The sequence below is a fragment of the Stenotrophomonas sp. STEN083 genome (assembly GCF_056759195.1).
The window spans coordinates 1-25,376 of the sequence record NZ_JBRRCU010000025.1 but is presented as its reverse complement, the minus strand read 5'-3'; the positions used below and the strand labels follow the sequence as shown (position 1 = coordinate 25,376).

The 25,376-nt window shown below is 62.5% G+C and carries 21 protein-coding genes; 6 read left to right on the top strand and 15 right to left on the bottom strand.

Annotation, left to right across the window (positions count from 1 at the left end):
- Positions 1-52: 52 nt before the first annotated feature.
- The 4 genes from ACVOK8_RS09655 to ACVOK8_RS09640 all read right to left on the bottom strand — a co-directional run bounded on the left by ACVOK8_RS09655 (position 53) and on the right by ACVOK8_RS09640 (position 5,622).
- Positions 53-2,905: a VIT domain-containing protein gene (locus ACVOK8_RS09655; protein WP_481566638.1), complete on the bottom strand. Its 2,853-nt coding sequence runs from the start codon at positions 2,903-2,905 to the stop codon at positions 53-55.
- Positions 2,906-3,028: 123 nt separating this feature from the next.
- Positions 3,029-3,775, bottom strand: coding sequence for a DUF6794 domain-containing protein (locus ACVOK8_RS09650; protein WP_481566612.1), 747 nt, complete (start codon positions 3,773-3,775; stop codon positions 3,029-3,031).
- Positions 3,776-3,958: 183 nt separating this feature from the next.
- Complete coding sequence (locus ACVOK8_RS09645; protein ID WP_481566611.1) at positions 3,959-4,639, bottom strand: hypothetical protein; 681 nt, start codon at positions 4,637-4,639, stop codon at positions 3,959-3,961.
- A 77-nt stretch (positions 4,640-4,716) separates the two neighbouring features.
- Positions 4,717-5,622, bottom strand: coding sequence for a LytTR family DNA-binding domain-containing protein (locus ACVOK8_RS09640; protein ID WP_481566610.1), 906 nt, complete (start codon positions 5,620-5,622; stop codon positions 4,717-4,719).
- A 154-nt stretch (positions 5,623-5,776) separates the two neighbouring features.
- Between ACVOK8_RS09640 and ACVOK8_RS09635 the strand changes: the two genes are divergently transcribed.
- Positions 5,777-6,970 (top strand): acyltransferase family protein, encoded by a 1,194-nt coding sequence (locus ACVOK8_RS09635; protein WP_481566609.1) that lies wholly within the window; start codon positions 5,777-5,779, stop codon positions 6,968-6,970.
- Positions 6,971-6,984: 14 nt separating this feature from the next.
- Here the strand turns inward: ACVOK8_RS09635 and ACVOK8_RS09630 are convergent, their stop codons facing one another.
- Positions 6,985-7,659 (bottom strand): TetR/AcrR family transcriptional regulator, encoded by a 675-nt coding sequence (locus tag ACVOK8_RS09630; protein ID WP_481566608.1) that lies wholly within the window; start codon positions 7,657-7,659, stop codon positions 6,985-6,987.
- Between the two features lie 14 nt (positions 7,660-7,673).
- Here ACVOK8_RS09630 and ACVOK8_RS09625 point away from each other — a divergent pair, with 14 nt between their 5' ends.
- Positions 7,674-8,612, top strand: a complete 939-nt coding sequence (locus tag ACVOK8_RS09625; protein WP_481566607.1) for an ABC transporter six-transmembrane domain-containing protein — start codon at positions 7,674-7,676, stop codon at positions 8,610-8,612.
- A 131-nt stretch (positions 8,613-8,743) separates the two neighbouring features.
- On the opposite strand, the gene ACVOK8_RS09620 is transcribed toward ACVOK8_RS09625, so the two are convergent.
- A complete protein-coding gene (locus ACVOK8_RS09620; protein ID WP_481566606.1) occupies positions 8,744-9,871 on the bottom strand; it encodes a fatty acid desaturase family protein in 1,128 nt (375 codons plus the stop codon).
- Between the two features lie 3 nt (positions 9,872-9,874).
- Positions 9,875-10,927 carry a ferredoxin reductase gene (locus ACVOK8_RS09615; RefSeq protein ID WP_481566605.1) on the bottom strand — a complete coding sequence of 351 codons (1,053 nt, stop codon included), beginning with the start codon at positions 10,925-10,927 and terminating at the stop codon, positions 9,875-9,877.
- Between the two features lie 93 nt (positions 10,928-11,020).
- Between ACVOK8_RS09615 and fabR the strand changes: the two genes are divergently transcribed.
- Positions 11,021-11,683, top strand: coding sequence for an HTH-type transcriptional repressor FabR (fabR, locus tag ACVOK8_RS09610; protein WP_481566604.1), 663 nt, complete (start codon positions 11,021-11,023; stop codon positions 11,681-11,683).
- Between the two features lie 164 nt (positions 11,684-11,847).
- Here fabR and ACVOK8_RS09605 read toward each other — a convergent pair whose 3' ends face one another.
- On the bottom strand, positions 11,848-12,954 hold the full coding sequence (locus tag ACVOK8_RS09605) for a DUF1615 domain-containing protein (RefSeq protein WP_481566603.1): 1,107 nt from the start codon (positions 12,952-12,954) through the stop codon (positions 11,848-11,850).
- Between the two features lie 123 nt (positions 12,955-13,077).
- On the opposite strand from ACVOK8_RS09605, the gene ACVOK8_RS09600 reads away from it, so the two are divergent.
- A complete protein-coding gene (locus ACVOK8_RS09600; RefSeq protein ID WP_481566602.1) occupies positions 13,078-14,049 on the top strand; it encodes a hypothetical protein in 972 nt (323 codons plus the stop codon).
- 1 nt (position 14,050) lies between these two features.
- Here the strand turns inward: ACVOK8_RS09600 and ACVOK8_RS09595 are convergent, their stop codons facing one another.
- Positions 14,051-14,704, bottom strand: a complete 654-nt coding sequence (locus ACVOK8_RS09595) for a response regulator (protein WP_481566601.1) — start codon at positions 14,702-14,704, stop codon at positions 14,051-14,053.
- A gap of 114 nt (positions 14,705-14,818) precedes the next feature.
- On the opposite strand from ACVOK8_RS09595, the gene ACVOK8_RS09590 reads away from it, so the two are divergent.
- Complete coding sequence (locus tag ACVOK8_RS09590) at positions 14,819-15,595, top strand: HipA family kinase (protein ID WP_481566600.1); 777 nt, start codon at positions 14,819-14,821, stop codon at positions 15,593-15,595.
- The gene (locus tag ACVOK8_RS09585; protein WP_481566599.1) at positions 15,573-15,965 is read left to right on the top strand and encodes a DUF3037 domain-containing protein; all 393 of its coding nucleotides are present in this window, start codon (positions 15,573-15,575) and stop codon (positions 15,963-15,965) included. The genes ACVOK8_RS09590 and ACVOK8_RS09585 overlap by 23 nt, the downstream gene beginning before the upstream one ends.
- A gap of 323 nt (positions 15,966-16,288) precedes the next feature.
- Here the strand turns inward: ACVOK8_RS09585 and gyrA are convergent, their stop codons facing one another.
- The 6 genes from gyrA to ligA all read right to left on the bottom strand — a co-directional run bounded on the left by gyrA (position 16,289) and on the right by ligA (position 25,220).
- Positions 16,289-19,006, bottom strand: coding sequence for a DNA gyrase subunit A (gene gyrA, locus ACVOK8_RS09580; RefSeq protein ID WP_481566598.1), 2,718 nt, complete (start codon positions 19,004-19,006; stop codon positions 16,289-16,291).
- Positions 19,007-19,393: 387 nt separating this feature from the next.
- On the bottom strand, positions 19,394-20,458 hold the full coding sequence (mtnA, locus tag ACVOK8_RS09575) for an S-methyl-5-thioribose-1-phosphate isomerase (RefSeq protein WP_481566597.1): 1,065 nt from the start codon (positions 20,456-20,458) through the stop codon (positions 19,394-19,396).
- Between the two features lie 61 nt (positions 20,459-20,519).
- Positions 20,520-21,203, bottom strand: a complete 684-nt coding sequence (locus tag ACVOK8_RS09570; protein ID WP_481566596.1) for a DUF3011 domain-containing protein — start codon at positions 21,201-21,203, stop codon at positions 20,520-20,522.
- A gap of 122 nt (positions 21,204-21,325) precedes the next feature.
- Positions 21,326-22,303, bottom strand: a complete 978-nt coding sequence (gene epmA, locus ACVOK8_RS09565) for an EF-P lysine aminoacylase EpmA (protein WP_481566637.1) — start codon at positions 22,301-22,303, stop codon at positions 21,326-21,328.
- Entirely contained in the window at positions 22,270-22,746 is a 477-nt protein-coding gene (locus ACVOK8_RS09560; protein WP_481566595.1) for an N-acetyltransferase family protein, read from the bottom strand. Before ACVOK8_RS09560 ends, epmA begins: the two co-directional genes overlap by 34 nt.
- The gene (gene ligA, locus ACVOK8_RS09555) at positions 22,743-25,220 is read right to left on the bottom strand and encodes an NAD-dependent DNA ligase LigA (RefSeq protein ID WP_481566594.1); all 2,478 of its coding nucleotides are present in this window, start codon (positions 25,218-25,220) and stop codon (positions 22,743-22,745) included. The genes ACVOK8_RS09560 and ligA overlap by 4 nt, the downstream gene beginning before the upstream one ends.
- Positions 25,221-25,376: the final 156 nt, after the last annotated feature.

The following is a 25,376-nucleotide window of genomic DNA, read 5'->3' as shown; positions in this document are numbered from 1 at the left end:
CGCGGCTTACGCCGCTCCCACAAACAAACAGCTGATTGCTACAGCAACCGGCTCAGCGCACTTCGAACTCACCTACCAGCACGGTGTCGGTGGCGTCCTGCAAACGCATGGTCACCGCCTGATCCTTCTGCCTTGGCGTACCCCAATGGGTACTCAAGCGCAGCATCAAAGTTGCCGCACCAGTCACCAACTGCTGACGACTGCCAAAGTAATTGGCCTCCACCTTGTAGATACCAGGCTTGGCATCGCGCAACGAGAACTGCTCAGGCCCGTAGCCACCAGTGAAATCCTGCGACATCTGTCCGCCCTGATAGGTCAAACGGTTGCCGTAGTACGCACGTTCGCCATTGGGATCGGTCACCCACAGATCCATATCGCTGTTGTCCACGTCCCAAGCCAATACAACGCGCAGATCCAGCGGCATCGCCTTGCGCAGGCGTGGATCAACCTGCCTTGCATCCAGCGCCGTGCCACCGCGTGCGATCAGGTTGGTCAACTCATCCAGCGCGATCAGCGCCACGCCGTCGAAGCGGCCATCCCATTGGCGCTGCACCACTTCGTAGAGCGGATCGACTGCCTGCTGCGCTCGCCCTGCCGCCTCCAGCGCCAAGCCCAGATCGCGGAAACTCTGCGGCTCGTCCTCAGCCATTGCCAGCACCTGCTCGAACACCGGCACCGCCAGACTCTGCTCACCGGCCTGCATCAACCGATAACCCAACACCCGCAGCAGATGCCGGTTGTCCAGCTCCATCTCGACCAGGTTGGACAGTACCCGCAACGCCAACTCACGCTGCCCGGCAGCGAACAACATATCGGCCACATCCAGGAAGAACGCACTACTGTTGGCATTGGCTTCGCGCTCATCCAGGTACCACGCATACAACTCACCGGCAGGTGCCTTGCGCAAGCGTTGTGCGAACGGTGAATCCGGCTCCCAAGCGGCCAGTCTGATCTGCACCGCGCCAGAGTTGATCTGCTCCTCAGCTGCCGCAGCCGCGACAGCGCTATCGGCGACCCTGAAACTGTCCGCGGCCACAGCGGACTCCGCCACCATTGCGGCAGCCGGCGCAGGCGGCGGTGCCATCGCCATTACTGGGGCCGGCGCGCCACTCGAACGCTGTCTTGCCAACTTGGCAGCCTGTGCCACCTTCAACGGCGAGTCTTTCGGCCAACGCTTGTCCCACCACACCTGGCGCTGCTGCCATTGCTCGGCCACCTCATCAAGATGGGTCCTGCGCGCAGCCTCACGGTCGGCAACCTGGCGGGCAAAACGACGGTCGTATTCGGCCCGCAGGCCTGCCGGCGGCCGGATCGCGTAGCGCAGGTAGTCGTCTATCGTATCCAGCACAAGCAAGGAGCTGCCCTCGCTGACCATGCCGAACTGCTGCGACAGCAACTGCATCGCCTCGCGGTTGCCACGCGGGTCCGCTGCCAGCTGTTGCAAGCGCGCCTGCGCCCACAGCCCGGCCATCAAGCCGCCATCAGCATTGCCGGGCGCGACGCCCAGCGCTTGCCACTGACCACCATTGATCCGCAAGCGCAGCTCGGCCGGCGCTGCATCGGCACGCGCGTACAGCCACAACCAGCCCTGCTCCAGACTACGGCGATCAATCACCACATCGTGCAGCCCTGCTGCCGGTGCAACTTCCACCGCCGCCGGCAGCGCCAGCAGGCGAGTTGCCGCAGCAGCCACGTCATCGGAATCCAGCTGCACCAGACTGCCGCCGTTGACCTCGCTCCAACTACGCAAGCGCGCGGTATCGGCACCCGCCGCCGCACTGCTGATCGCATACAGACGCTGATCTGCCGTCAGTGCAGGTAATGCCGACGCACCCCAATTGGACAGGCCATCACTGAGCAGCAGGTACTCGCCGAGCTCTGCCTTTGGCGTCCACGACGCCAAGGCGCTGGCGCCATCGTTCGGCGTCTGCTCCAACACGCGGCGCAGCGCGCTCCAGTCACCGTTGCGGATACTGAAGCGACGCTCCGCTTCCGGCTTGTCGCGCAGCACCGTCAATACGACACTGCCCTCACCCATCGCCGCGAAATAACGATCCAGCAGCGCAAACTCCCGCGCCCGGTTACGTGTACCCGCCGAGCCCGACGCATCCCAAAGCAGGCCGACCTTTGACGGGATGCGACGCGCAACCGGCGCAGCCACCGGCAGCTGTGCAAGCAGATAGTGTTGCCCGTCGTAGCGCGCGGACTGCAGCGCAGACTGCGGCTTGGCTGGCAGCTGCCATTGCAGCTGCGCCGGCAACTGGCGACCGCCGCCCTGCCAATCCAGCGCACCGGCCATCAACCGGAACGGTGCCTGCCCAAGCTTGTCCGCACCGCTCGCACGCAGGCGCAAACTGACCTCGCCTGCCGCGGCTGCGAACTGTAGCGGCAAACGCCACTGCCAGCCCTCGCTGGACAAGGGCATCGCCTCACGGATGGTCAACTGCACCCGGCGGCTACCGCCGGCTGGCAGCGGATACACACGAAGGCGGAACTGGTTGCCGGCGGTCTGCTCCAGCAACGCTGGGTCCTGACCCTGCCGGACGATAGCCTCGAACACCTGCCGGCCGCGCTCCTTCGGAACCGGCACCGCGTCACGCAGCTGCCCGTCAATATCCAGGGCGAACCCACTGATCTGTTGGCCATCAGCCAATGGGAACTGCAGCTCACCCTCCATCACCCGCCGATTGGGGTTGTGGAATACCAACTCGATCCTGGTCTGCGCTACACCGGCCTGCACTTCGCCATCGATGATCGCCCGTTGCAGCTGGATTGGCTGCTCGTCCTTGGAGATGGCAATCAGTACCGGAGGCTGGATCAGCCCCCTGCCCTGCTGCGCGGCAACTGGCGTCACCGCCACGCCCAACACCAGGCAAATCATCCAACAACGCCGCCAGCTAACCATGCTCATCGCAGCACTCCATCCAAAGGTTGGAAGATCAAACGCCCCAACAGCCACAACGGGGTTGGCGGATAAATCATTTCAATTGGCCAGACCTCGACACTGGCACGCTTTTCGCTACCTGTGTCAGGAAGTGGACTCTTCCGAAGTGGGCGCGAAGTGGCTCGGGCGTTCGGGCCATACGCATGCTTTGTTGAACTTTAACTCCAGGTTGGGAGGCGCATGGCGCGGGATAAGTTCATTTCGGAAACCGAGCCACACCAGCGCAGCATCGAGCGACGCCTCGCTCTCGAACTCCGCCCGAACGAAGCATTGGCGGTTCAAATCGCCCACGGGCACGATGCGCAACTCCGTAGGGCAGCCTGGCGCAGCCGCGCCAGCCACTTGGCGGTCGATCTGCGCTTGCATGGCTTCAAGCATCTCGCCGACAGTTATCAGATACCAGCCAGTCGTATCGATCCGGATCTTGAGCACCGTTGCAAATTGGCATTGCAGAGAGGACCGCAAAGCAGAATCTGTTTGCGCCTGCACTCGGTCCCACATAGCCTCGAGGATGACGATCGAACATCCTTCTGGATCTTCAGTTCCGCAGGACCTGCGGAGTGCATCATTGCCGCCCCACAAGCCAAACTCGTTGCGCACGCCTGTGCCGTATCCCATGTAGAGCTGGTTGGTGACACTGTCCTTTGAGTTTCGCCGCATCCAATCGATGTCGTCAGCGGGCAGCTTGCCAAGAAGTCGAACGACAGCTTCATCAACCGTGCTCGGCCAAGGGGTGTTCTTCGGTGCCTCTGCCGCCCGCGGCGCGCCCGGGGCGCATGCGCCGAGCACCACCGAAAGCATGCCAAGCGACCAAATCAAAGCCTTGCGCATGCGCTTCATCCATGTGTGTTTTCTATCGATGCAACGGTGAGAACCAGCCAACCGATGGAAATCTCGTAACTCCGTCGATAGCTGGCACGATCGCCAGATGTGTCCTTGAGGTCCTCAGTATGCGATCAGCCCTGCGGTCGCGATCAACCTCGGACACCCGAAGCCTACGGCAGCTGATAAACCTCAGAAAATCACACCCATCTCCGAGGAAAGCACTCGCCAACCTGATGCATCGTGGCGCAGCACGGCCTCATGCTGCGATCCACAAGCGCCACCACAAAAGAATCCGAACCCAAGGTCGTAATCCCCATCCGCACGTCGGATGGGAGCACCCAAGCCCATGCTCATCGTTGTCCCCACGCGCGTGCCCTCAGGTGGTGGCTGCCATGCCGAACCGGGCATAAGCTGGACCCCGATTTCCCCAAGATCACGGATTGATTCCGGCGACAGGTCGATCGCACTGTCACCCCTGGGCGAACTGATGCTCACATATACCGGTATGCGATTGCTCGCCAGATAACCGCCAGAGGCCAGTTGATGGCGTAAGACCGCTTTCATTACGCCCTGCAGATCGGGCGGTGGATTCAGCGCTGCCTCGGCCAATCCTTGCCGTTTGTCACGTGCGGTCTGCAGCGCGCTGGGTGCACCACGCTCGACTACCATCCGCCATTCGTTGGCTGAGCGATCGAAATGCGGTCCGTCAATCGCCGAGTCACTCCGGCCAAATATTGCATCCAGTGCGATGTTGCCTTCCGTCATCGCCTGCATTGCGTCCAGCAATGGCTGCTTTTCCTGCCCGTGTGCAACCCACGCCGTGACTGTAGCCAATACTGCCAATGATCCTGCAAGAACCGATTTCTGCATCTTGTTTGCTCGACTGGCGCCTGTTGTTCGCATTGTGCCGTGTTTTCCCTTCGGGCCAACTCTGCCCCCTTCCGGGCTCAGGTCGAGGCAGGCTCTTCCTTGGTACTGCTCAACTTCGACTTCAGCGTCGGCAGGTAACGCCTGCTGCAGGCGACCTCTTTCCCATCGGCCATATGCAGCAGGGCCTCACCACCTTCCTGCGGTTCGATCGACACCAGATGCGCCAGGTTGATCAACCAACTGCGATGGACCCGAACGAAACACGCGGCATCCAGCTTCTGCTCGAGCGCGGCCATGGTGATCCGCAGCGGGTAGTCGTGGCCGCGCAGGTGCAGGTTGACGTAGTTGCCCGCGGCCTGTGCCCATTCGATATCGGCCGTTGCGATCAGGAAGTCGCGGCCCAGCTTGCGTACCAGCAGCCGCTCCGGATGATCGATGGGCTCCACCGGCGGCCCTTCATCAGGCTCGGCCAGCAACTGTGCCTCGCCTTGCAGACGACGAAGCAGAAAGCGGTAGCCATCGATGCAGAACAGGATGGCGGCGTAGGTGCGCACGTCCTTGAGGTATTCGTATAGCAGCTCGTCCAGCCAGGAGCCGACCTGATAGCGCTCCCCGACCACGGCATAGGCGAGCATCCTGATCCCGAACATCGCCAGCACGTGCAGCAGCGAGATCGGCACACTGGCCAGCAGGTACCAGGGCAGGCGTCGCCGCCAGTTGTCCAGATGCAGTGGCCATCGCCTGCTGAACCAGACAATGGCCGGTACCAGCAACAGCAGCCAGACCAGTCCACTGGAGAACTCCCAGACCCAGGGTTCCCACCATTCCATGGAAGGCGCACCGGAGCGGTTGGCATCCATCCAGGTAGTGATCGCATTGCCGCTGCAGTTGATCAACACCAACAGCAACCAGAACAGCAGCTCCATGCTTTGCCGCCAGGGGATGGAGCGATTCAACAAGGTCGGCGATGCGGTTTGGTTCATCCGCGCATTCTAGACGGCGCGGCGGCCGCAGCCGTCGCTGGCCATCCCCAGATCACCACCACTCGTCCCTTGGCGCCCGCAGGTCGGCCCTTCCGGCCCCACGGGATGCACATTCCGGGTTGTAGTGACGGCCTTCTCATCTGCTGGACATGCAATGCACAGGCGCCACGATCTGGATTGGCTGCGGGTGATCGCCTTTGGCCTGCTGGTGGTTTACCACGTCGGCATGTACTACGTGAGCTGGGACTGGCACGTCAAAAGCCCGGCCGCGAGCATCGCACCGGAGCCTTTCATGCTGCTGACTTCGCCCTGGCGGATGTCGCTGCTGTTCCTGATCTCCGGCGTGGCTACCGCCTTCATTTTCGAGCGCCAACCTAGCGGCCTGCTACGCCGCCGCTCATGGCAATTGCTGCTACCGTTGCTGTTCGGGATGGCGGTGATCGTGCCGCCGCAGGCCTACTACCAAGTGGTCGAGCAGCTACCCGGCGGCTACAACGAGTCCTACTGGGCGTTCTACGGAAAATACCTCAGCGACTATCGTGGCTTCTGCGACAGCGATGGCTGCCTGCGGGTTCCTACCTGGAACCATCTCTGGTTTCTGCCCTATCTATGGAGCTACACGGTCCTGGCCTGGCTGTTGTGGCGATTGCTGCCTGCATCCGCATTGTCGCGTTTGCGCCAATGGACCGAGGTAGCCTTGAACGGCTGGGGCGCGCTGATTGTCCCGGTAGTCATTCTGGCAGCAGCGCGTCTGCTGCTGGTAAACCGCTTCGAACAGACCCACGCGCTGACCGATGACTGGTACAACCATGCCCAGTACGCCAGCATCTTCCTGATCGGCTTCCTTGCCGCTTTCAACACCCGGTTCTGGGAATCGCTGCAGCACCTGCGCTGGCTATCACTGGTTGCTGCTGGAGTCTGCTACGCCGTGCTTCTCCACGTCTGGTATTTCTCCGGCTACAACGACGCACAACCGCCGCCGCTGGAATTGCGCCTTGCCCTTCGGGTTGTCTGGGCGGTGGACCAATGGTGCGCGATCGCCGCCTTGCTGGGCTTTGCCTACCGTTGGCGCGAGGCCGACAGCCCGGTGCTGCGCTATCTCACCCTGGCGGTGTTCCCGCTGTACATCCTGCACCAGACGGTGATTGTGGTGCTGGCACACAAGCTCAAGCCGCTGCAGCTGAATCCTGGCATCGAGGCCGTCATCCTTATCGTGATCACTTTTGCTTTGTGTCTTGCTGCCTACGAACTGATCCGCCGCTGCGCGCCGCTGCGGCCGCTGTTTGGGCTGCGCACACAGCCCGCGGCAAGACTGATCCAGTCATCGGCAAAGCCCGTGAGGGACTGAACCGAGGGCCTCGATCAACCACGTGGCGTTGCAGTGCCGAGCAACAACCGCGCAACCTCGGCCAGCTCACTTTCCATCGCTGAGCGTTCATCGTCCGAGCGCAGCAGCATCAGGTCGTTGGCATAGCCCATCGCCAGAGCGAACAGTTGCCGGGCTACCCGCGTTGGCGATGCGCATTGGTAGCTGCCGGCTTCCACGCCACGTTGCACTATCCCGGCCAAAAGGTCCTGCCACTGCTGGTTCACGACCAGATAGGTCGCAGACAGCTTGGCGTCATGCATGGCCTCATCCCAGGCATCGAGCCACAACACCCAGGAGTCATCGTCGGTTGCCGGCAAACAATCGCTCAGAAAGAAAGCGAGTGCTTCGTCCGGCGCGAGGGGCTGGACCGCTACCTTCACCTGCTCAAGCTGCTCGTTCGCGAAGCGGGCGAATGCTTCGCGGCGGAGCTCATTCCAGTCAGCGAAGTAGTGATAGATGTGACTACGGGAAATGCCAGCGTGGGCGGATATATCGCGTGTTGAGACATTGGCCAGGCCATTCGTTCGAAACAGATGCAAAGCTGTTTCGATGATCTGATCTCGACGGGAAGGAATGGCCAAACGACACCTGTTGGGCAGAACTGAATGAAAAGCATATCGACTCAAGCACTTGAGCGATCGCTCAAGTAGAATTGAGCGATCGCTCAATTCTACATCTCTACATGAAACGCTTTCCATCTCCAGGGCCGCTCTCAGCACCCGCCACCCGGATCGGGCAGCAGACTGCAGCAAGCACGCTCGCTGCCCTGGCAAAGGCTTATCCGGGCCAGATCAGCCTGACGCTTTCGCTCGTCGCGGCGGAAAATGCGCTTCTGCTCGCCTACCCGCTGTTCGCCGGTTTCGCCGTGGACTCGATCATCAAAGGCGATGTGTACAAGGCGATCTGGTACGCGGGGGTGGTGTTGTCCTTCTGGCTGGTAGGCGCAGCGCGCAGGGCGATGGACACCCGCGTATTCACCCGGATCTACGCGGATCTGGCGGTCGGCGTAGTGCTGGCGCAGCGGCAGCAGATGCAGGCAACTTCCACGGTCGCGGCACGGGTTGTACTGGCCCGGGAATTTGTCGACTTCTTCGAGAAGCACGTGCCGATCATCACCACCGCGTTGGTATCGATGGTCGGTGCAGCGATCATGCTATTGGTGATCGAGCCGTGGGTCGGCATCGCCGCCCTGTCGGTGTTGCTGCTTGGAATGACGGTACTTCCCCGCTACGCCCGCCGTAATGAGCGCTTGCATGGGCGTCTGAATGACCGGCTGGAGCATGAGATCCGGATGGTGGAGCGGGTCAATGCCGGGACTCTGCTTCGCCACTACACGGTGCTTTCGCGCTTGCGCATCTGGCTGTCTGACCGGGAAGCCGGCGCCTTCCTCGTGGTTGGGACCGCCGCTGCGGCCTTGTTCGCACTGACCATGATGCAACTGGCCACCACGAAGGACGTCACGCCAGGGCATGTCTATGCAGTGATGACCTACCTCTGGACCTTTGTTACCAGTCTGGATGACGGTCCAACAATGGTCGACCAGCTGGCTCGGCTGAAGGACATCGGCAAGCGAGTGAATCCCGGCCTGGAAGAGGCTGCTCCGGAACATACCGATCACTGAGCCTGTGCGCTGGACTCGCAGCCAGGAACAGAGCCGCGGGCTGAGGCGCGCAGCACAACGCGAAAAGCAGAGCGCGGCGCACCCGTACGGGTAGCGTCGCGTTTTTCAGGCCGTCAGCAGACTCAACTGTCTCAGCTTGCTTCCGCCTGTGGTTCGCGCACCAACGGCCGTTCCGGCGCCGGCTTGCTCGGGAAGGCATGGCGCAGGATCCGCCACATCACCTGGCCGAACTGGCGCGGCAGCGAGCCGGTGTTGTAGTGCTGACCGTAGCGCGCGCAGATGTCCTTCACTTCCACCGCCATCGCCGCATAGCGGTTGGCAGGGATATCCGGATAGAAATGGTGTTCGATCTGATGGCTGAGATTGCCGGTCATCACGTTCATCAACTTGCCGCCCGTCAGATTGGATGAGCCGCGCAGCTGGCGCAGATACCAATGGCCGCGGCCTTCGTTGCGGATGCATTCCTTGGGGAAGGTTTCAGCATCGGCGGTGAAGTGACCGCAGAAGATCACCACATACGTCCAGACGTTGCGGATGATGTTGGCCGCCACATTACCCAGCAACACCGGCAAGAAGAACGGGCCGGCCAATGCCGGGAACAGCACGTAGTCCTTCAGAATCTGCAGCATTGCCTTGCGCCCAACCGGACGTGCCTGGTTCCACAGCTGCTTGAGGGTCATCTTGCCGACCAGCACGCGGCCGATGCGCAGATCCTGTATGGCAATGCCCCATTCGAACAGCAGTGCGAACACCACTGCCACAAACGGTTGGGCGAGGAAGAACGGATGCCAGCGCTGCTCCGGGAAAATCCGCAGCAGGCCGTAGCCGATGTCATCGTCCAGCCCGCGCACGTTGGTATAGGTGTGGTGGCGGAAGTTATGCGTCTTGCGCCAGTTTTCCGAGGTGCCAGCGATATCCCATTCGTAGGTCTTGCCCTGCAGCTGCGGGTCGCCCATCCAGTCGTACTGGCCATGGATGACATTGTGCGCCAGCTCCATGTTTTCCAGAATCTTGGACAGTGCGAGCAACAGCACACCGGCAATCCATGCAGGCACCAGCACGCTGTGCACGAATGCGCCCAGGAACAACAGCGCACGCCCGGCTACGCCGGTCCACCGCACGGCTGCCACAATCCGGCGGATGTAGCGCGCATCGCTGGCACCGAGCAGGGCCTGGTGCTTTGCGCGTACGCCGTCCAGTTCATCACCAAAAGCCTGCAGCTCGGCGGGAGACAGCACGCGGTTGTGCACGGAAGACATGACTTACAACTCCAGGGTCAAATCGGTACTGGCGCTGTTGACGCACAGTTTGAGTGGAACAGACGGCTCGCTGGCGTAGTCGCCGGTCAAGGTATGGCGGGTGATGCCCGAGGTTTTCCCGCAAACACAGGTATTGCAGATACCCATGCGGCAGCCGCTGGCTGGCTTGATGCCGGCTGCTTCAAGCGCTGGCAACAAAGCAATGCCACGCGGCACGGTGAGCGTGCGGCCAGTTTTGAGCAGCTGTATCTGCACACTGCCCTGCTCAACTTCAGCCTGCTGCGGCGCGCTGAACGCCTCGCTGTCGAACTGCGCCACCTGTGCCTGCAGGCGGGCACGTGCCGCATCGACAAAGCCGCCGGGGCCACAGGCCAGAACGTGGGCCGCGGCCAGGTCGCCAAAGCTTTCGAGGTCGTAATCGCCTACGCGCGTAGCAGCCTCCCCGGTCACCGCCAGATGCAGACGGAACGACGGATGGCGCGCGGCGATGGCATTGAACTCGTCAACGAAGCACAACTGCTCGCGCTGACGCGCCCAGTAAACCAGATCGACCGAACCCGGCATGCCCTGCGCGTCCAGCTGGCGCAGCAAGGCGCGCATCGGGGTGATGCCGCTGCCTGCAGCCAACATCACCAGCTTCGGCGGCGGGGTTGCCGGCAACAACATCTCACCGAAGGCCTGCCCCAACGCGAACACCTCGCCGATGGCCGCCTGTTCAGACAGGTACTGGCTGAGTTTGCCACCGGCGATACGCTTGACCGTGATCGCAAGGCGGCCATTCTCAAGCAAGGCGGGACTGTAACTCCGCGTGGTCAGGCGCCCATCCAGCTCGGCACCAAGATTGATGTGTTGGCCAGCCTGCACGCCGCGGAAGTGGCGATTGGGCTGCAATTCAAGGGTAACGGCATCGGCGCTGGCCTCATGCCGCGCCACCAGTCGGGCCAGTGGCCGCCGCAGCGTCCACAGCGGATGCACCCGGGAAGACCAGAAATCAAAGAAACCTTCACTCAGCCACGGGATCGGCGGCGGCGAGGCATTGCGGTAGACAGCACTCATGTCGCGCACTATACGGCCGAGCATACGACTGTGTATACAGTTGTATATTGCCAGTACAGGCTATGATTCACGCACCTGACCGGCCCGAGCCCCATGACAGCACGCGAACAGCCCCTGCCCGCACAAGACGACCTGCACCCGGCGCGCAAGGCTTCCATCTCGCGTGACGACCTGCTGGCCGCCGCACTCGCCCTTATCGGCCCGCACCGCAGCGTGTCCACGCTGAGCTTGCGCGAGGTCGCGCGCGAGGCCGGGATCGCACCAAATTCGTTCTATCGCCAGTTCCGCGACATGGATGAACTGACAGTTGCCCTGATCGATCTGGCGGGTCGCTCACTGCGTACCATCATCGGCCAGGCGCGGTTGCGCGCAGCCGACAGCAATCGCGGAGTTATTCGCCTGTCGGTGGAAACCTTCATGGAGCAGCTGCGTGCCGACGACCGCCTGATGCACGTGCTGCTGCGTGAAGGCACCGCCGGCTCGGACGCCTTCAAGCACGCCGTGGAACGGGAGCTGGAGTATTTCGAGGAAGAGCTGAAGGCCGACCTTGTACGACTGGCCGCGCTCGATGGTGCCACCCTGCACGAACCGGCGCTTGCCGCCAAAGCCATTACCCGGCTGGTGTTCGCGATGGGCGGCAGCGCGATTGACCTGCCCGAGCAGCGCGACCCTGAGTTGATCGAAGAGATGTCGCAGATGATCCGCATGATCATCACCGGCGCCCGCGCGCTGGCGCGGCATCCGGTCAAGGCCTGATCCAGGCCGAGCAAATCTGTTCGGTTGTGGGAGCGGCGTCAGCCGCGAAGCTGCTGATCTGTCCGATCACGGTTGTTCCAGCACTTCATTGGCATCGGCTTCGCCGCTTACCCCCCTCCTACAGCCCGTCTATCGGCAACGCCGCTGCCGAGCATGGCTCGGCACTACCTTTGCAGGCATTGGCGGTAGCGGTCGGCTACCCGGTTGGCAAACCATTCGGTGGTCAGTTCGCGGGTGATTTTGGGGCTGTCCAGGCGGATGCCGGGAATCAATGCGCGCGGCAAGGTCTTCCCGGCGCGTGCATCGGCCAGCGCGAACACCTGCGAATGCAAGCCGCTATTGCTGAACTCCAGGCTATCCGACTGCGCAAGCGCACGACGTATCTCACGCTCGTCCATGCCCAGTCGCGGTGCAAGTCTGCGCACTGCCAGCTCGGTCTGACCCGGCTTGTCGATGGGCGCATCCGGCACCAGCAGATCGCCGTCCAGCGCCAGCGACACCCCTGTCAAACTACTCACTGCGCTCTGGAATGCGGCGTTGCGACTGGCGTAACGGCCTGCGTTGTAATCAGCAAACCGATGCACCTTCTGCGTGTACGGCGTCTGGTAGTCGAGTAGATGAGCGATGCCGAAGTACACACCACCGCGGCGGGTAAATACTTCATCGCGGATGCTGCGCGCCACCGGGTACGGGTAGTCCTGCGCATTGGCCTGCGCAAACGGAATGCTGACCTGCATCGCGCCACCGGTCTGCACCGGGTTCTTGCCGGCAAACAAGCGTGACCCCATCGGCACGCGACCGATGATCTCCTCGTAAAGCTCACTGAGATCCCGCTCGCTGCGTACCCGCGCCAGCCGCTCACCATAGCTGCGGCCATCATTGGCTTTCATCTTCAAGCCCGTGTCCACCAACAGTTTGGGAACATGCAACGCGGCAGCGCGGCGGTCTATCTCGGCCCTGGCAATACGCGGCAGATCCGCCACCTCGGGATTGGCGCGATAACCGGATTCCTGCTCGATCACCGCCAGTGTCGCGCAGATGTTTTCCGGGTTCGCGGGCAGTTCCTGCGCGGCCAATGCTGTCTGGATATCGGCCGCCCAGCCGTCACGGTCATCTACCCGGGTCGGAATGCGACGTGCGATATCGGCCCGAGCCACATCCGCAACAGGGCCGGCAGGTGCCGAGGGCATGCTGCTGCAACCGACCAGCAGCGCCAGGCCCGCACCGCTCATCAGCAGACGTCGCCACCCCATCGTTCCGGTACCACCCATGCCCGTCGCACTCCGCGCCGTCCGATCAATGCCCGACCCTAACGCGTCCGCAGCTGTCACGAAAGCATGGCTGCCGTTCAGCATGGCACACTTGCGCTCACGAACTACCGGAGCTGCAACGGAATGCCAACGCCCCGCCCTCGCCGCCAGCCGCTGCTGAGCTGCATCGTCGCTTGCCTGTTGTTGACGGCCTGTGGCGAGAAGACCGAACAACAACAGCTGGACGCTCTGCGCGACAGCTTCACCTACAAGCGCTATCGGCAGGTCTCGCACAAGGGACTGCCCGCCGCCTACTCTACCTGGGCGCTGAGCAGCCAATTGACCAATGGCAAGCCGGTGCCGCCACTCACGCAGAGCAACGAATGCCTGGTGCACGTCCTGCTCGGCTACAGCGCACTGACCGCGAACCGCGGCACCCTGGCCATTGCCGAGGCCGACATCGTCGATGCCCTGCCAGCCTGCAGCGACCTGGATCAGCTCAGTGCGGCGCTACGCTCGGTGGCCTTCCAGCGCCTTGAGTGGCCGCAGCTGGCGCGCGGGCAAAGCGAACTGGCAACCTACGGCGGCCCGCGCAGCAGTGCCGTCAATGCCGAGCAGGCCCTGGTGCAAGCCCTCGTCATCCATGCAGTACTCGGCTACGCCGCGCTGGCTGACAAGGATTCGGCGCGCGCCCAGGTGCATGTGGAAGCCATCGCACTGATTCTGGAACTGCCCTGGCTGATCGAGCTGGGCAACGCTGGGCTGGCAATCCAGCAGGGCGACCTGCGGCAGGGCCTGGTGGCGCTGAAGCGGCTGTCCAATGATCCGCACGTCCCGGCCGAGGTGCGCGACTATCTGCAGCAGGTGATCGGCGAGATTGAAGCCGAGACCGGCAGCGTCGACTCCTCACTCTGGACTGCCCGCGTGTTCGCAATGATCGTATGGCGCGAAGCACGCCTGCATGGTCCGCAGGGCATGCGCAGCCTTATCGGCTTCGTCGACCAGCAGAACGGCAAGCTGGGGCAGATGACCGAAGAGGGCAAGGGCATGCTTGCCGGCTGGTGGGACAGCGCCCGCAACCTGCTGCGCAATGACGGTGCAGCCAACAGCGATTGAATCAGCCCAGCGGCGATGTTGCGTCGTTCGCGACCGCACCGCCATTGCCGATCCGCGAGTGCGGGCTCAGCGCCGCCTGGATGTGCACGGAGATATCCGCCGCTGAAAACGGTTTGAACAACACCGGGCACCTGTCGTTCACCAGGCCTTCTTTGATCACCACATCGGCGCTGTAGCCGGTTGCAAAGATGATGGGCGTACCGATCTGCGCCTCGACCACTGCAATCAGGTCGAGCACGGCAAGCCGGCCGGGCAAGCGGATGTCGGAAATGATCAGATCCGGTAGTATCCCGCTCTGCAACAGGGTCACAGCGTGATCGGAGCTGAAAGACGGAAGGGTGTCGTAGCCGAGTTGATTGAGGATGAAATTCATCGCCTCGCGCACTGAATCGTCATCTTCCACCAGCAGGATCCACCCCGCCCCCTGCTGCAGGTTTGGAATGTCCTCGGCCACAGCCTCCACCGGCACATGCGACACCGGCAGATACAGCGCTACCCGGGTACCCACTCCCGGCGTCGAGTCGATGCTGACATGGCCATTGGAATTCTCGACAAAGGTCTTGACCATCGTCAGCCCTAGACCGCTGCCCTTGTCGCTGCTTTTGGTGGTGAAGAACGGATCGAAAACGCGTTCGCGCGGATCGGCTGCGATCATTTTGCCGACGGGCTGTTGCTCCAACACCTCAGCGGGAGCCAACCGGCACAAATCCCGCGTCGGCAGGCCGGCTTTGGGTTAGGCTGGCCGCCCTGCCAAACCGGTTCAATTCCCTTGAGAACGGTCCACGCCACCCGCTACATCACTCCGCTGCGCGAAGGCGGCTCATTGCCAGCGGTGATCGAAGCCGATGACGACGGCATGTACGTCATCAAGTTCCGTGGTGCCGGCCAAGGCCCCAAAGCGCTGATCGCCGAACTGGTGGTTGGCCGGCTTGCGCAGGTATTGGGCCTGCCGATGCCGGACATCGCCCTGGTCGAACTGGACCGCGAGTTCGCCCGCACCGAGCCCGACCCAGAAATCCAGGACCTGATCCGTGCCAGCGAGGGCACCAATCTGGGCAGTGATTACCTGCCGGGCGCAATCAATTATGACCCTGCCGCAATGCAGCCCGATGCCGAACTGGCCTCGCGCATCGTCTGGTTTGATGCCTACACCAGCAACGTCGACCGCACTGCCCGCAATCCCAACCTGATGGTCTGGCACCGCAAGCTCTATCTGATTGATCACGGCGCGGCGCTGTACTTCCATCACGATTGGGAGAACGCCGGCGAAGCCTGTGGCAAGCCGTTCGTGTTGATCAAGGACCATGTATTGCTGCCGTTCGCCAGTCGCATCGCCGAAGCCGACGCGGCACTGACCCCTTTGCTGACCGACGCGGTCATCGACGGCATCGTCGCGCAGATTCCGGACACCTGGCTGCAGACCGAGCCAAGCTTCGTGGATGCCACCGCATACCGCTCGGCGTACGCCAGCTATTTGAAGCGCCGCCTGCAATTGCGCGAAGCCTTCGTACAGGAGGCCATCCGTGCCCACGCTGCATACCTATGATTACGCCATCATCCGCGTGGTACCGCGGGTGGAGCGCGAGGAATTCATCAACGTGGGCGTTATCGTCTCCTGCCCCAGCGCTGCTCACCTGCAGGCCGCCATCGAGATCGATGTCGTGCGCCTGCAGGCATTTGCGCCGCAACTGGATCTGGGCGGCGTGCAGCCCTGGCTGGATGCGATCGTTGCGATCTGTCGCGGCGAACCGGGTGCTGGACCGATTGCGCAGCTGCCGCCGCGTGCACGCTTTCACTTCCTGACGGCCAAGCGCAGCTCGGTGGTGCAAACCTCGGTTACCCATGTAGGTCGAACCGCCAACCCGGCCGGCATCGTCGAGCATTTGCTGGAACGTATGGTGCGTACACCGCGCTAAGTCACCGAAAGGCGCGAGTAAGCAATCGACACCTGTAGTGCCGAGCCATGCTCGGCATGGGCGTTACCAGTAAAGCAACTGCAGAGCATGGCTCGGCACTACGGAATCCGCATAACACGCTTGGCGCTTGTCGCTGCAAAGTTGCTTGCAGAGGCGTGCTGGGCTTTGAGCTACGAGCTAGAAGCCTGCCCTCACCCCAACCCCTCTCCCGCGGGAGAGGGGTTGGGGTGAGGGCGCGCTTCTAGCCGATAAAACCAGACAAAAGCACAAGAAAAAAAAGCGCCGGCATGCCGGCGCTTTTTCCAAACGTAACCGCTGAAAAATCAGGCTTCCGGCGCTGCCGGTGCCACAGCTTCCACAGCTTCCACAGCTTCCACAGCGCCTGCAGCGTCGTCTTCCAGCACCTCATCCTCAGCCTCAAGCGAAGCATCCAGGCGTTCAACCGCCTGCAGCTTCTCGCCCTTGGACAGACGGATCAGGGTCACGCCCTGGGTGTTGCGGCCGACGCGCGAGATCTCCGAACCACGGGTGCGCACCAAGGTACCGCCGTCGGAAATCAACAACACTTCATCGCCGGTACCCAGCAGCACCGCGCTGACCAACTTGCCGTTGCGCTCGCTGGTCTGGATGCCGATCACGCCTTGGGTACCACGGCCCTTGCGCGGGTAATCCGCCAGCGGGGTGCGCTTGCCGTAGCCGTTCTCGGTCGCGGTCAGGATGTACTGCACGCCAGCATCCTCTGCAGCTTCGACGATCTCGCCGCCGTCCACTGCCACTTCCTCGACGCCGTTCTCTTCTTCGTTCTCATCCTCAACGCCGCCAGCACTTTCGGCGACGATCAGGCTGACCACTTCCTCGCCCTTGGGCATCTTGATGCCGCGCACGCCGGTAGCAGTACGGCCCATCGAGCGGACCTTGTCTTCGCCGAAGCGGACGGTCTTGCCGTTGGAGGCGAACAGCACGATGTCACGCTCACCATCAGTGAGGCCGACGCCGACCAGCGCGTCACCGTCATCGAGGTTGATGGCGATCTTGCCGCGCGCCAGACGGAACGCGAACTCGCTCAGCTGGGTCTTCTTGACCGTACCGTTGCGGGTAGCGAAGAACACGAAGTGGTTTTCGTCGTACTCGCGCACCGGCAACACGGCCTGCACACGCTCGCCGTTCTCCAGCGCGATCCAGTTGATGATCGGGCGGCCACGTGCATTGGAGCCGGCTTCCGGCAACTGATGCACCGGCAACCAGAACACCTTGCCCGAGCTGGTGAAGGTCAACAGCGTGTCATGGGTGTTGACCAGCCACAGCTGTTCGATCGAATCCTCGTCCTTGGTCGCTGCGGCACTGCGGCCACGACCACCGCGACGCTGTGCGCGGTAAGCACTGACCGGCTGGCGCTTGACGTAGCCGGCGCGTGACAGCGTGACCACTACATCTTCCGGTGCGATCAGATCGAGGATGTCCAGATCTTCTTCGCTGTGACGGATTTCGGTACGACGCGCATCGCCAAACTCGGCGCGTACGCTTTCCAGCTCATCGCGGATGACCTGCAGCAGCACATCCGGATTTTCCAGAATGCGGATCAGGCCAGCGATGACCTCCAGCAGCTGCTTGTATTCCTCGGTCAGCCTGTCCTGCTCCAGCCCGGTCAGACGGTGCAGGCGCATTTCCAGGATCTGCGTGGCCTGGACTTCGCTGAGCTGGTAGTTGCCGTCGACCAGGCCAATACCCTTGGGCAGGTCTTCCGGACGCGAGGCCTCGGCACCGGCAGCGCCCAGCAGCGCACCGACAAGACCCGGCTGCCACACCTTGGAGAGCATGCGCTCCTTGGCTTCAGCGGGATTGGCCGAGGTCTTGATCAACTCGATCATTTCATCGATGTTGGCCAAGGCAACGGTCAGGCCTTCCAACACGTGCGCACGCGCACGCGCCTTGCGCAGCTCAAAGATGGTGCGGCGGGTCACAACCTCACGGCGATGGCGGATGAACGCCTCCAGCACCTCCTTGAGGTTCAACAGCTTCGGCCGGCCATCGACCAGCGCCACCATGTTGATGCCGAACACCGACTCCATCTGGGTCTGCTGGTAAAGATTGTTAAGCACAACCTCGGCCGACTCGCCACGCTTGATTTCGATGTAGATGCGCATGCCGTCCTTGTCGGACTCATCGCGCAGCTCGCTGATGCCTTCGAGCTTCTTTTCCTTGACCAGCTCGGCGATCTTCTCGATCAACCGCGCCTTGTTCACCTGGTACGGAATCTCGGTGACGATGATCGACTCACGACCATTGTCAGCCACTTCGATATCAGCCTTGGCACGGATGCGCACGCGGCCACGACCGGTGCGGTAACCGGCGATGATGCCGGCGGTGCCATTGATGATGCCGGCGGTGGGGAAATCCGGACCCGGGATGTATTCCATCAAGCCGTCAACGTCGATCGACGGATCGTCGATCAGCGCGATGCAGGCGGTGATGGCTTCGGTGAGGTTGTGCGGCGGAATATTGGTCGCCATGCCCACCGCGATACCGGCAGAACCATTGACCAGCAGGTTCGGGAACCGGGTCGGCATGACCGTCGGCTCCAGTTCCTTTTCGTCGTAGTTGGGCTGGAAATCGACGGTTTCCTTGTCGATATCGGCCATCAACTCGTGCGTCAGGCGCGACATGCGGGCCTCGGTGTAACGCATTGCTGCTGCCGAGTCGCCGTCGACCGAACCGAAGTTACCTTGGCCGTCCACCAGCATGTAACGCAGCGAGAATGGCTGCGCCAAACGCACCAGCGCGTCGTAAACCGACTGGTCGCCGTGCGGGTGGTACTTACCGATCACGTCACCGACGATACGCGCCGACTTGAAGTACGCCTTGTTGCTATGAGCACCCAGCTCATTCATCGCAAACAGGACGCGGCGATGAACTGGTTTGAGGCCATCGCGGGCATCGGGGAGTGCGCGGCCGACGATCACGCTCATCGCGTAATCGAGGTAGCTCTTGCGCATCTCGTCTTCCAGGTTGACCTGGATGATTTCCTTGGCGTTTTCTGCCATTCGGGTTCCGTTGTCAGGTAGCGATCCCGTCCGCCGGTGGCACCTTGACGGGCCACCCTGCCGGAAACTCGGATCAACCTGCGGAGTCTACCACAAGGGCAGGTTTTTCGCCGCCACTTAGGGTGCTTTTACCGGAAGAAATCAGGAACTTAGGGGCAGCTACAGGGTAGTGCCGAGCCATGCTCGGCAGGGGCATTACCGATAGCCCTTTGTAGAAGCGGCGTAAGCCGCGAAGCCATAGATCCAACAGGTCCCAGCGCCGCCTTGGATTCAAACACAGCCAGCCTCGCGGCTTACGCCACTCCCACAATGCAAAGTGCCCCCTGTAGAGCCGAGGCTGGGGCCTTACCGGGCAAGCCCCTGCCTAGCATGGCTCTGCATTACCGGTTAGTCGGCGAACGCGGCAGACATCGTCGCCAGATCCGGCTTCAGGATCACGCCACGCTCGGTGACGATGGCGTCGATCAGCTCGCCCGGGGTCACGTCGAACACCGGATTCCAGGCAGCAATGCCCTCGGCTACGGTACGCACACCACCCACACCGAACAGTTCGCCCGGGTCACGCTGCTCAATCTCGATCTCGTCGCCATGCGCGGTCCCCATGTCCACGGTCGAAGACGGGGCAACCACCATGAACTTCACACCGTGATGGCGCGCGGCGATGGCCAGCTGGTAGGTGCCGATCTTGTTGGCGGTGTCGCCATTGGCGCAGATCCGGTCAGCGCCGACGATCACCCATTGCACCGCGCCGGTCTTCATCAGGTGCGAGGCAGCCGAGTCGGCAATCAAGGTTGCATCGATGCCGTCCTGCTGCAGCTCCCAAACGGTCAGACGCGCACCCTGCAACCACGGCCGGGTTTCCCCAGCAAACACCTTCACGATACGGTCCTGCGCGACGCCCGCGCGGATCACGCCCAATGCGGTGCCGAAGCCAGCGGTGGCCAGCGAGCCGGTGTTGCAATGGGTCAGCACGCCGCTACCCGGTGCAATCAACGCTGCACCCAAGGCGCCCATATGACGGTTGGCAGCAAGGTCTTCATCAGCGATTGCCTGCGCTTCAAGCGCGGCGACCAGCTTCCAGTCCGAACCGGCGGCAACCAAAGCGCGGCGCATGCGTGCAAGCGCCCAAGCCAGGTTGACCGCGGTAGGACGCGAGGCATTGAGTCGATCCAACGCCGGCGCCAATAACTGCAACGCAGCCGCGCCGTCATCGGCCTGTACCTCGCGCGCGGCCAACACAACGCCCCAGGCGGCGGCGATACCGATCGCGGGCGCACCGCGCACGGTCAAGGCATGGATGGCTTCTGCAACCGCATCGCTGTCATGGCACTGCACGTGCTCGACGATAAATGGCAGTTTGCGCTGGTCCAGCAGCTCCAGGGCCTCGCCGGTCCAGCGGATCGGGCGGATATGGTCGTAACGAGCGTAGTCAATGGCAGGGGTATCGTTCATTTGCCCATTGTAATCGGCGCTGCCCGGCGCGGATCAACAACCTCCGATCAGCCAGCCCCGCTCAATCGGCGGAAAACTCGCCGCGGCAGCCTTTGTCCACCCAGATGCCATTGCGATCCCAGCCCCAGCTGTCACCCTCTCGGCAGGCGGCGTTGGACAGCTGCTCCACCAAGGTTACCCGGCGAGTCACGCTGACACCGCATTCGCGCCGCAGCTCACCCTTGGACTCACAGATCACCCTGCGCGGGATATCGACAAAGCCCGAGCCGTCCTCGGCCCCAACCTCGAACACCCCCTGGCAACCTCGACTGACCCAGATTTCCTTGCCACTGTATCCCCAGCTGCGGCCTTCGCGGCATGGCAGCACCGACTGCTGCCGCAACAAGCGCACTGGCGCACCACGCAACACCACCGGGCAAACCTCCGTTCGCCCTTTCGATTCGCAGCGCACCACGCGGCGCGTCGTGCGACTGGAGGCCTGCGGGCGGGCAAATTCAGCGCTGCAGCCCTGGCTCACCCAAACCGCATTACCTTCAACGCCCCAACTGGTCTCGCGGATGCAGTCGCGCCTGGACAGCTGCCGCACCAGTTGCACACCAGCACTGGCATCCATCGGGCAGAACGTCCGCAACTGCTCACCCGATTCACAGCGCACCACCTGCCGGTCCGCCGCTGCTGGCGCAGATTCCCGGGCTGCCAGTACTGTCGGCGCCAGCAATAGCAGCAAGCCGCAGACCCGCTTCATCAGACGCCCCCCTGTTCGGTCATGATGGATTCCGATGATCACACACTGCCTGAGTCATTGTGAGCAAAGCATTATCATCGTCGCCGCAAGGTTGCAGATCCATGATCCAGCGCAAACCAGCATCAGGCGCTGGCGAAATCAAACGCCAACACATCGCCGATACGCGCCGTACCGGCCAAAGCCATCAGCAATCTATCCACGCCAACCGCAACACCGGCGCATGCAGGCAACGACGGCAATGCCGCAAGAAAGGCCTCATCCAAGGGCGGCTGTTCAGCTCCGCGCGCCGCCCGGATAGCCAGATCACGCTCGAAGCGCTGGCGCTGCTCGACCGCGTCGTTCAGCTCGTGATAGCCGTTGGCCAGCTCAAACGGGCCCAGATACAGCTCAAAGCGTTCAGCCAATGGTGGCGTGCCTTGACGGATCCTCGCCAGCGCAGCCTGGCTGGCCGGCCAGTCATGGATCACGGTAATGGCATCGGCTGCGAACTGCGACTGGATGCGATGACTCATGAGCAGATCCAACCAGTCATCGCGGGTCAGGCCATCGGGCTGGATATCGACCTCGCCCAGACCTGCACGTAGCTGCGCTTCGTCAGCCAGGAACGGATCCAATGCCACTGCCTGGATGAACAGGTCGCGATAGCTGACGATGCGCACCGATGCCGGCGGACGCTTCACCATCACCAAGGCCTGCTGTACCAGCGCAATCGTTTCATCGATCAGGCGATGATGATCCCAACCCACCCGATACCATTCCAGCATGGTGAACTCGGGATTATGGCGACCACCGGCCTCGCCGTTGCGGAATACCCGGCCCAGTTCATAGCAATCACCAGCGCCGGCAGCCAGCAGCCGCTTGAGTGGATACTCCGGCGAAGTGCGCAGCCAACGCTGTGGCGAACCGGCATCGACGTGACCACTGAAGCGGGTATGGAAGCCCTCGATGTTCGGCTCGGTATTCCCGGCAGCCGACATGATTGGCGTTTCCACTTCCAATACATCGCGCTCGGCAAAAAAGCCGCGGATCAATGCATTCAAGCGTGCGCGCTGACGCAGGGCCTCGATCACGAGTGCAAACGCCCGGAGTGCCCGTCCAATGACAAGGTCAGGATGTCGCGCTCATCGTCGCGGTAGCCAGCCGACAGATACAACGACTTGGCCTTGGCATTGTGGTGATTCACTTCAAGCCGGATCACCGCAGCGCCCTGCCCTGCAGCCCAGTCGCGAGCCAGCGCCAAGGCCTGTCGACCCCAGCCACGACCACGCGCTGCCGGGCCCAGGTACAGCTCGTCCAACAATACGAAACGACCGCCCTGCTCGACGCTGAAGCACCAGCCCAGGGTGATGTAGCCGACCACGCTTTCACCATCCAGCAACAGCAACGCCGCGCCACAGCTTGGCTGCTCCAGCAACGTGTGCAGGCCCGGCTCCACCCGTTCGGCGATATAGGGAATCTGATCCTCCACATAGAACTCACGCACCATCGCGATCAGCTGCGGGAAGTCTTGCGGTTGCGCCAAGCGCGCCTTGATCTCACTCATGCCTGTTCTCCGTGCTCGGCAAGGAAGGCAAGCAGACGCGCTTCGTCCCACACTTCCACACCAAGCTCATTTGCCTTGTCCAACTTGGAGCCGGCTTCGGCACCGGCCACCACGAAACTGGTTTTCTTCGAGACGCTGCCAGCGACCTTGGCGCCCAGGACCTCCAGCTTGGCCTTGGCCTCGTCGCGGCCCATCTGCGTCAGCGTACCGGTCAGCACCGCCGTCTTGCCATCGAGCACACCGGCGACCTGTTGCTGTTCCACCGGCGTGATTGCCAGCAAACGTTCCAATGCTGCGCCAGCAGCGCTGAACAGCTGCGCGTTGGCATCAACGTTCAACCATGCAACCAGGGCATTGGCGGTTTCCGCGGGCAGACCGGCGGTCATGAAGTTGTGCGCTTCTTCATCCAGGATAGCCACCGTCGAACGGAACGCCTCGGCCAGCTGGCGCGCGCGTACCGGCGTGACCTTGGGAATCTCAAGGTCCGCCAACACGGTTGCCAGATTCAGATCGGCACGCAGCTTTGAATTGGGCGCGTGGGTATCGCTGATCTGCACGCCACGCTCCAACAGTGCATCAATGGCTTGCTGGTTGCCGGGTTGCGCCATGAAGTGACCAATCGAGCGGGCAACTTCACCACCGATATCCGGCACGCGCTTGAATATCGGCCACGGCAGGTGGCGGATCAGCTCAAGATCACCGAACCAGGCCGACAGGGCCTTGGCGGTGCTTTCGCCTACGTGCTCGATACCCAGTGCAAACAGCAAGCGCTCCAGCGTGGTGTTGCGGCTGGCGGCAATCGCGGCAATCAGGTTGTCGGCCCATTTGGTGGCAATCTTCTTGGTGTTCCACTGGAAGCTGGCAGGCACCGACAAGGCCTGCGCACGCCAGGACGCATCGCCCGCATCCAGCTTGAGGATCCGATTGAGGGTGTCACCGCTGCCTTCCGGTTGCAGGTGCAGGCCGAGCTGCGAAGCGAGCGCCTCCGGTGAGTCGGCATCCAACGCAAGCTTCAGCACCAGCAACTGGTCGCGGTTGAGTGCATACAGATCAGCGACGCCGCGCACGATGCCGGCATCCACCAGCACCTCGATGTACTTGTCGCCGAGCCCGTCGATATCCATCGCCTTGCGTGAGGCAAAGTGGGCAATGGCTTCCTTGCGCTGCGCCGGGCAGCTGAGCTCGCCGGAGCAGCGCCACGCCGCCTCGCCTTCCTCGCGCACGATTTCCGAACCACACACCGGGCAGGCGCGCGGCATCTGCCATGGCGTGGTGCCTTCGGGGCGGCGATCGACTATGACGCTGACCACCTCCGGAATCACATCGCCTGCGCGACGCACGATCACCGAGTCTCCGACCCGTACATCCAGGCGCGCGATCTGATCGGCATTGTGCAGGGTTGCGTTGGTGACGACGACTCCGGCCACATGCACTGGCTTCAACCGTGCAACCGGCGTTGCCGCACCGGTACGGCCGATCTGGATCTCGATGGCTTCGACCGTGGTGGTCTGTTCCTGCGCCGGGAACTTGTGCGCGATCGCCCAGCGTGGCGCGCGCGCGACGAAGCCCATCTCCTGCTGGCCTTCGCGGTCGTCAAGTTTGTAGACCACGCCATCGATGTCATAAGCCAGGCTGTCGCGGCGCTCACCGATATCGCGGTAGTACGCCAGCAGACCTTCGACGCCCTGCACCACCTTGCACAGATCGCTGACCGGGAAGCCCCACTGTGCCAGCTGCGCCAAGGTTGCCGAATGCGTCCCGGGCAGCTCGCCACCGGACACCTCACCCAGACCATAGGCATAGAAGCTCAGCGGCCGTTGCGCACTGATCTTCGGATCAAGCTGGCGCAGCGAGCCGGCGGCGCCATTGCGTGGATTGGCCAGCACCTTGCCACCATGCAGGCGCGCCTGCTCGTTGTAACGTTCGAAGTCGGCGCGCGGCATATAGACCTCGCCACGTACTTCCAGTACTTCAGGCCAGCCTTCGCCGTCCAGTTGCTGCGGGATGACCTTGATCTGGCGTAGGTTGGCGCTGACGTCTTCGCCGGTGGCACCGTCGCCACGGGTCGCGCCTTGCACGAACACGCCGTTCTCGTAGCGCAGGTTGATGGCAAGGCCATCGAGCTTGGGCTCTGCGGAGAAGAACAGTTCGCGGCGATGCAGACGCTCATCAATACGCCGCACGAAGTCATGCACTTCGGCATCGCTGAAGGCATTACCCAGCGACAGCATCGGCACTGCATGCACGACTTCCGGGAAGCGCGATGACGGCTTGCCACCGACCTGATGGCTGGGCGAATCGGCGCTGTCCAGTTCCGGGTGCGCAGCTTCGAGCGCTTCCAGCTCACGCATCAACCGGTCGTATTCGGCGTCCGGGATGATCTGCTCGTCGTGCTCATGGTACGCACGCGAGGCGTCGGCCAGCTGGCGGCGGAGTTCGCTGATGCACTGGGTAGCGGCGGTATTCTGGTTCATGCGGCAATTTTACCTGCGCGGAGTGTTGGCGCGGGTGAGTTGGTGTGCGAGGGCGCCTATGTTTACTGCGAACAGCACCCCTCCCCGGCCCACCCCCGCGAGGAGCGGCAACGTAGGCGCAAACCCCCCCCCCCCCCCGAAGCGCGCCCCCCGCGC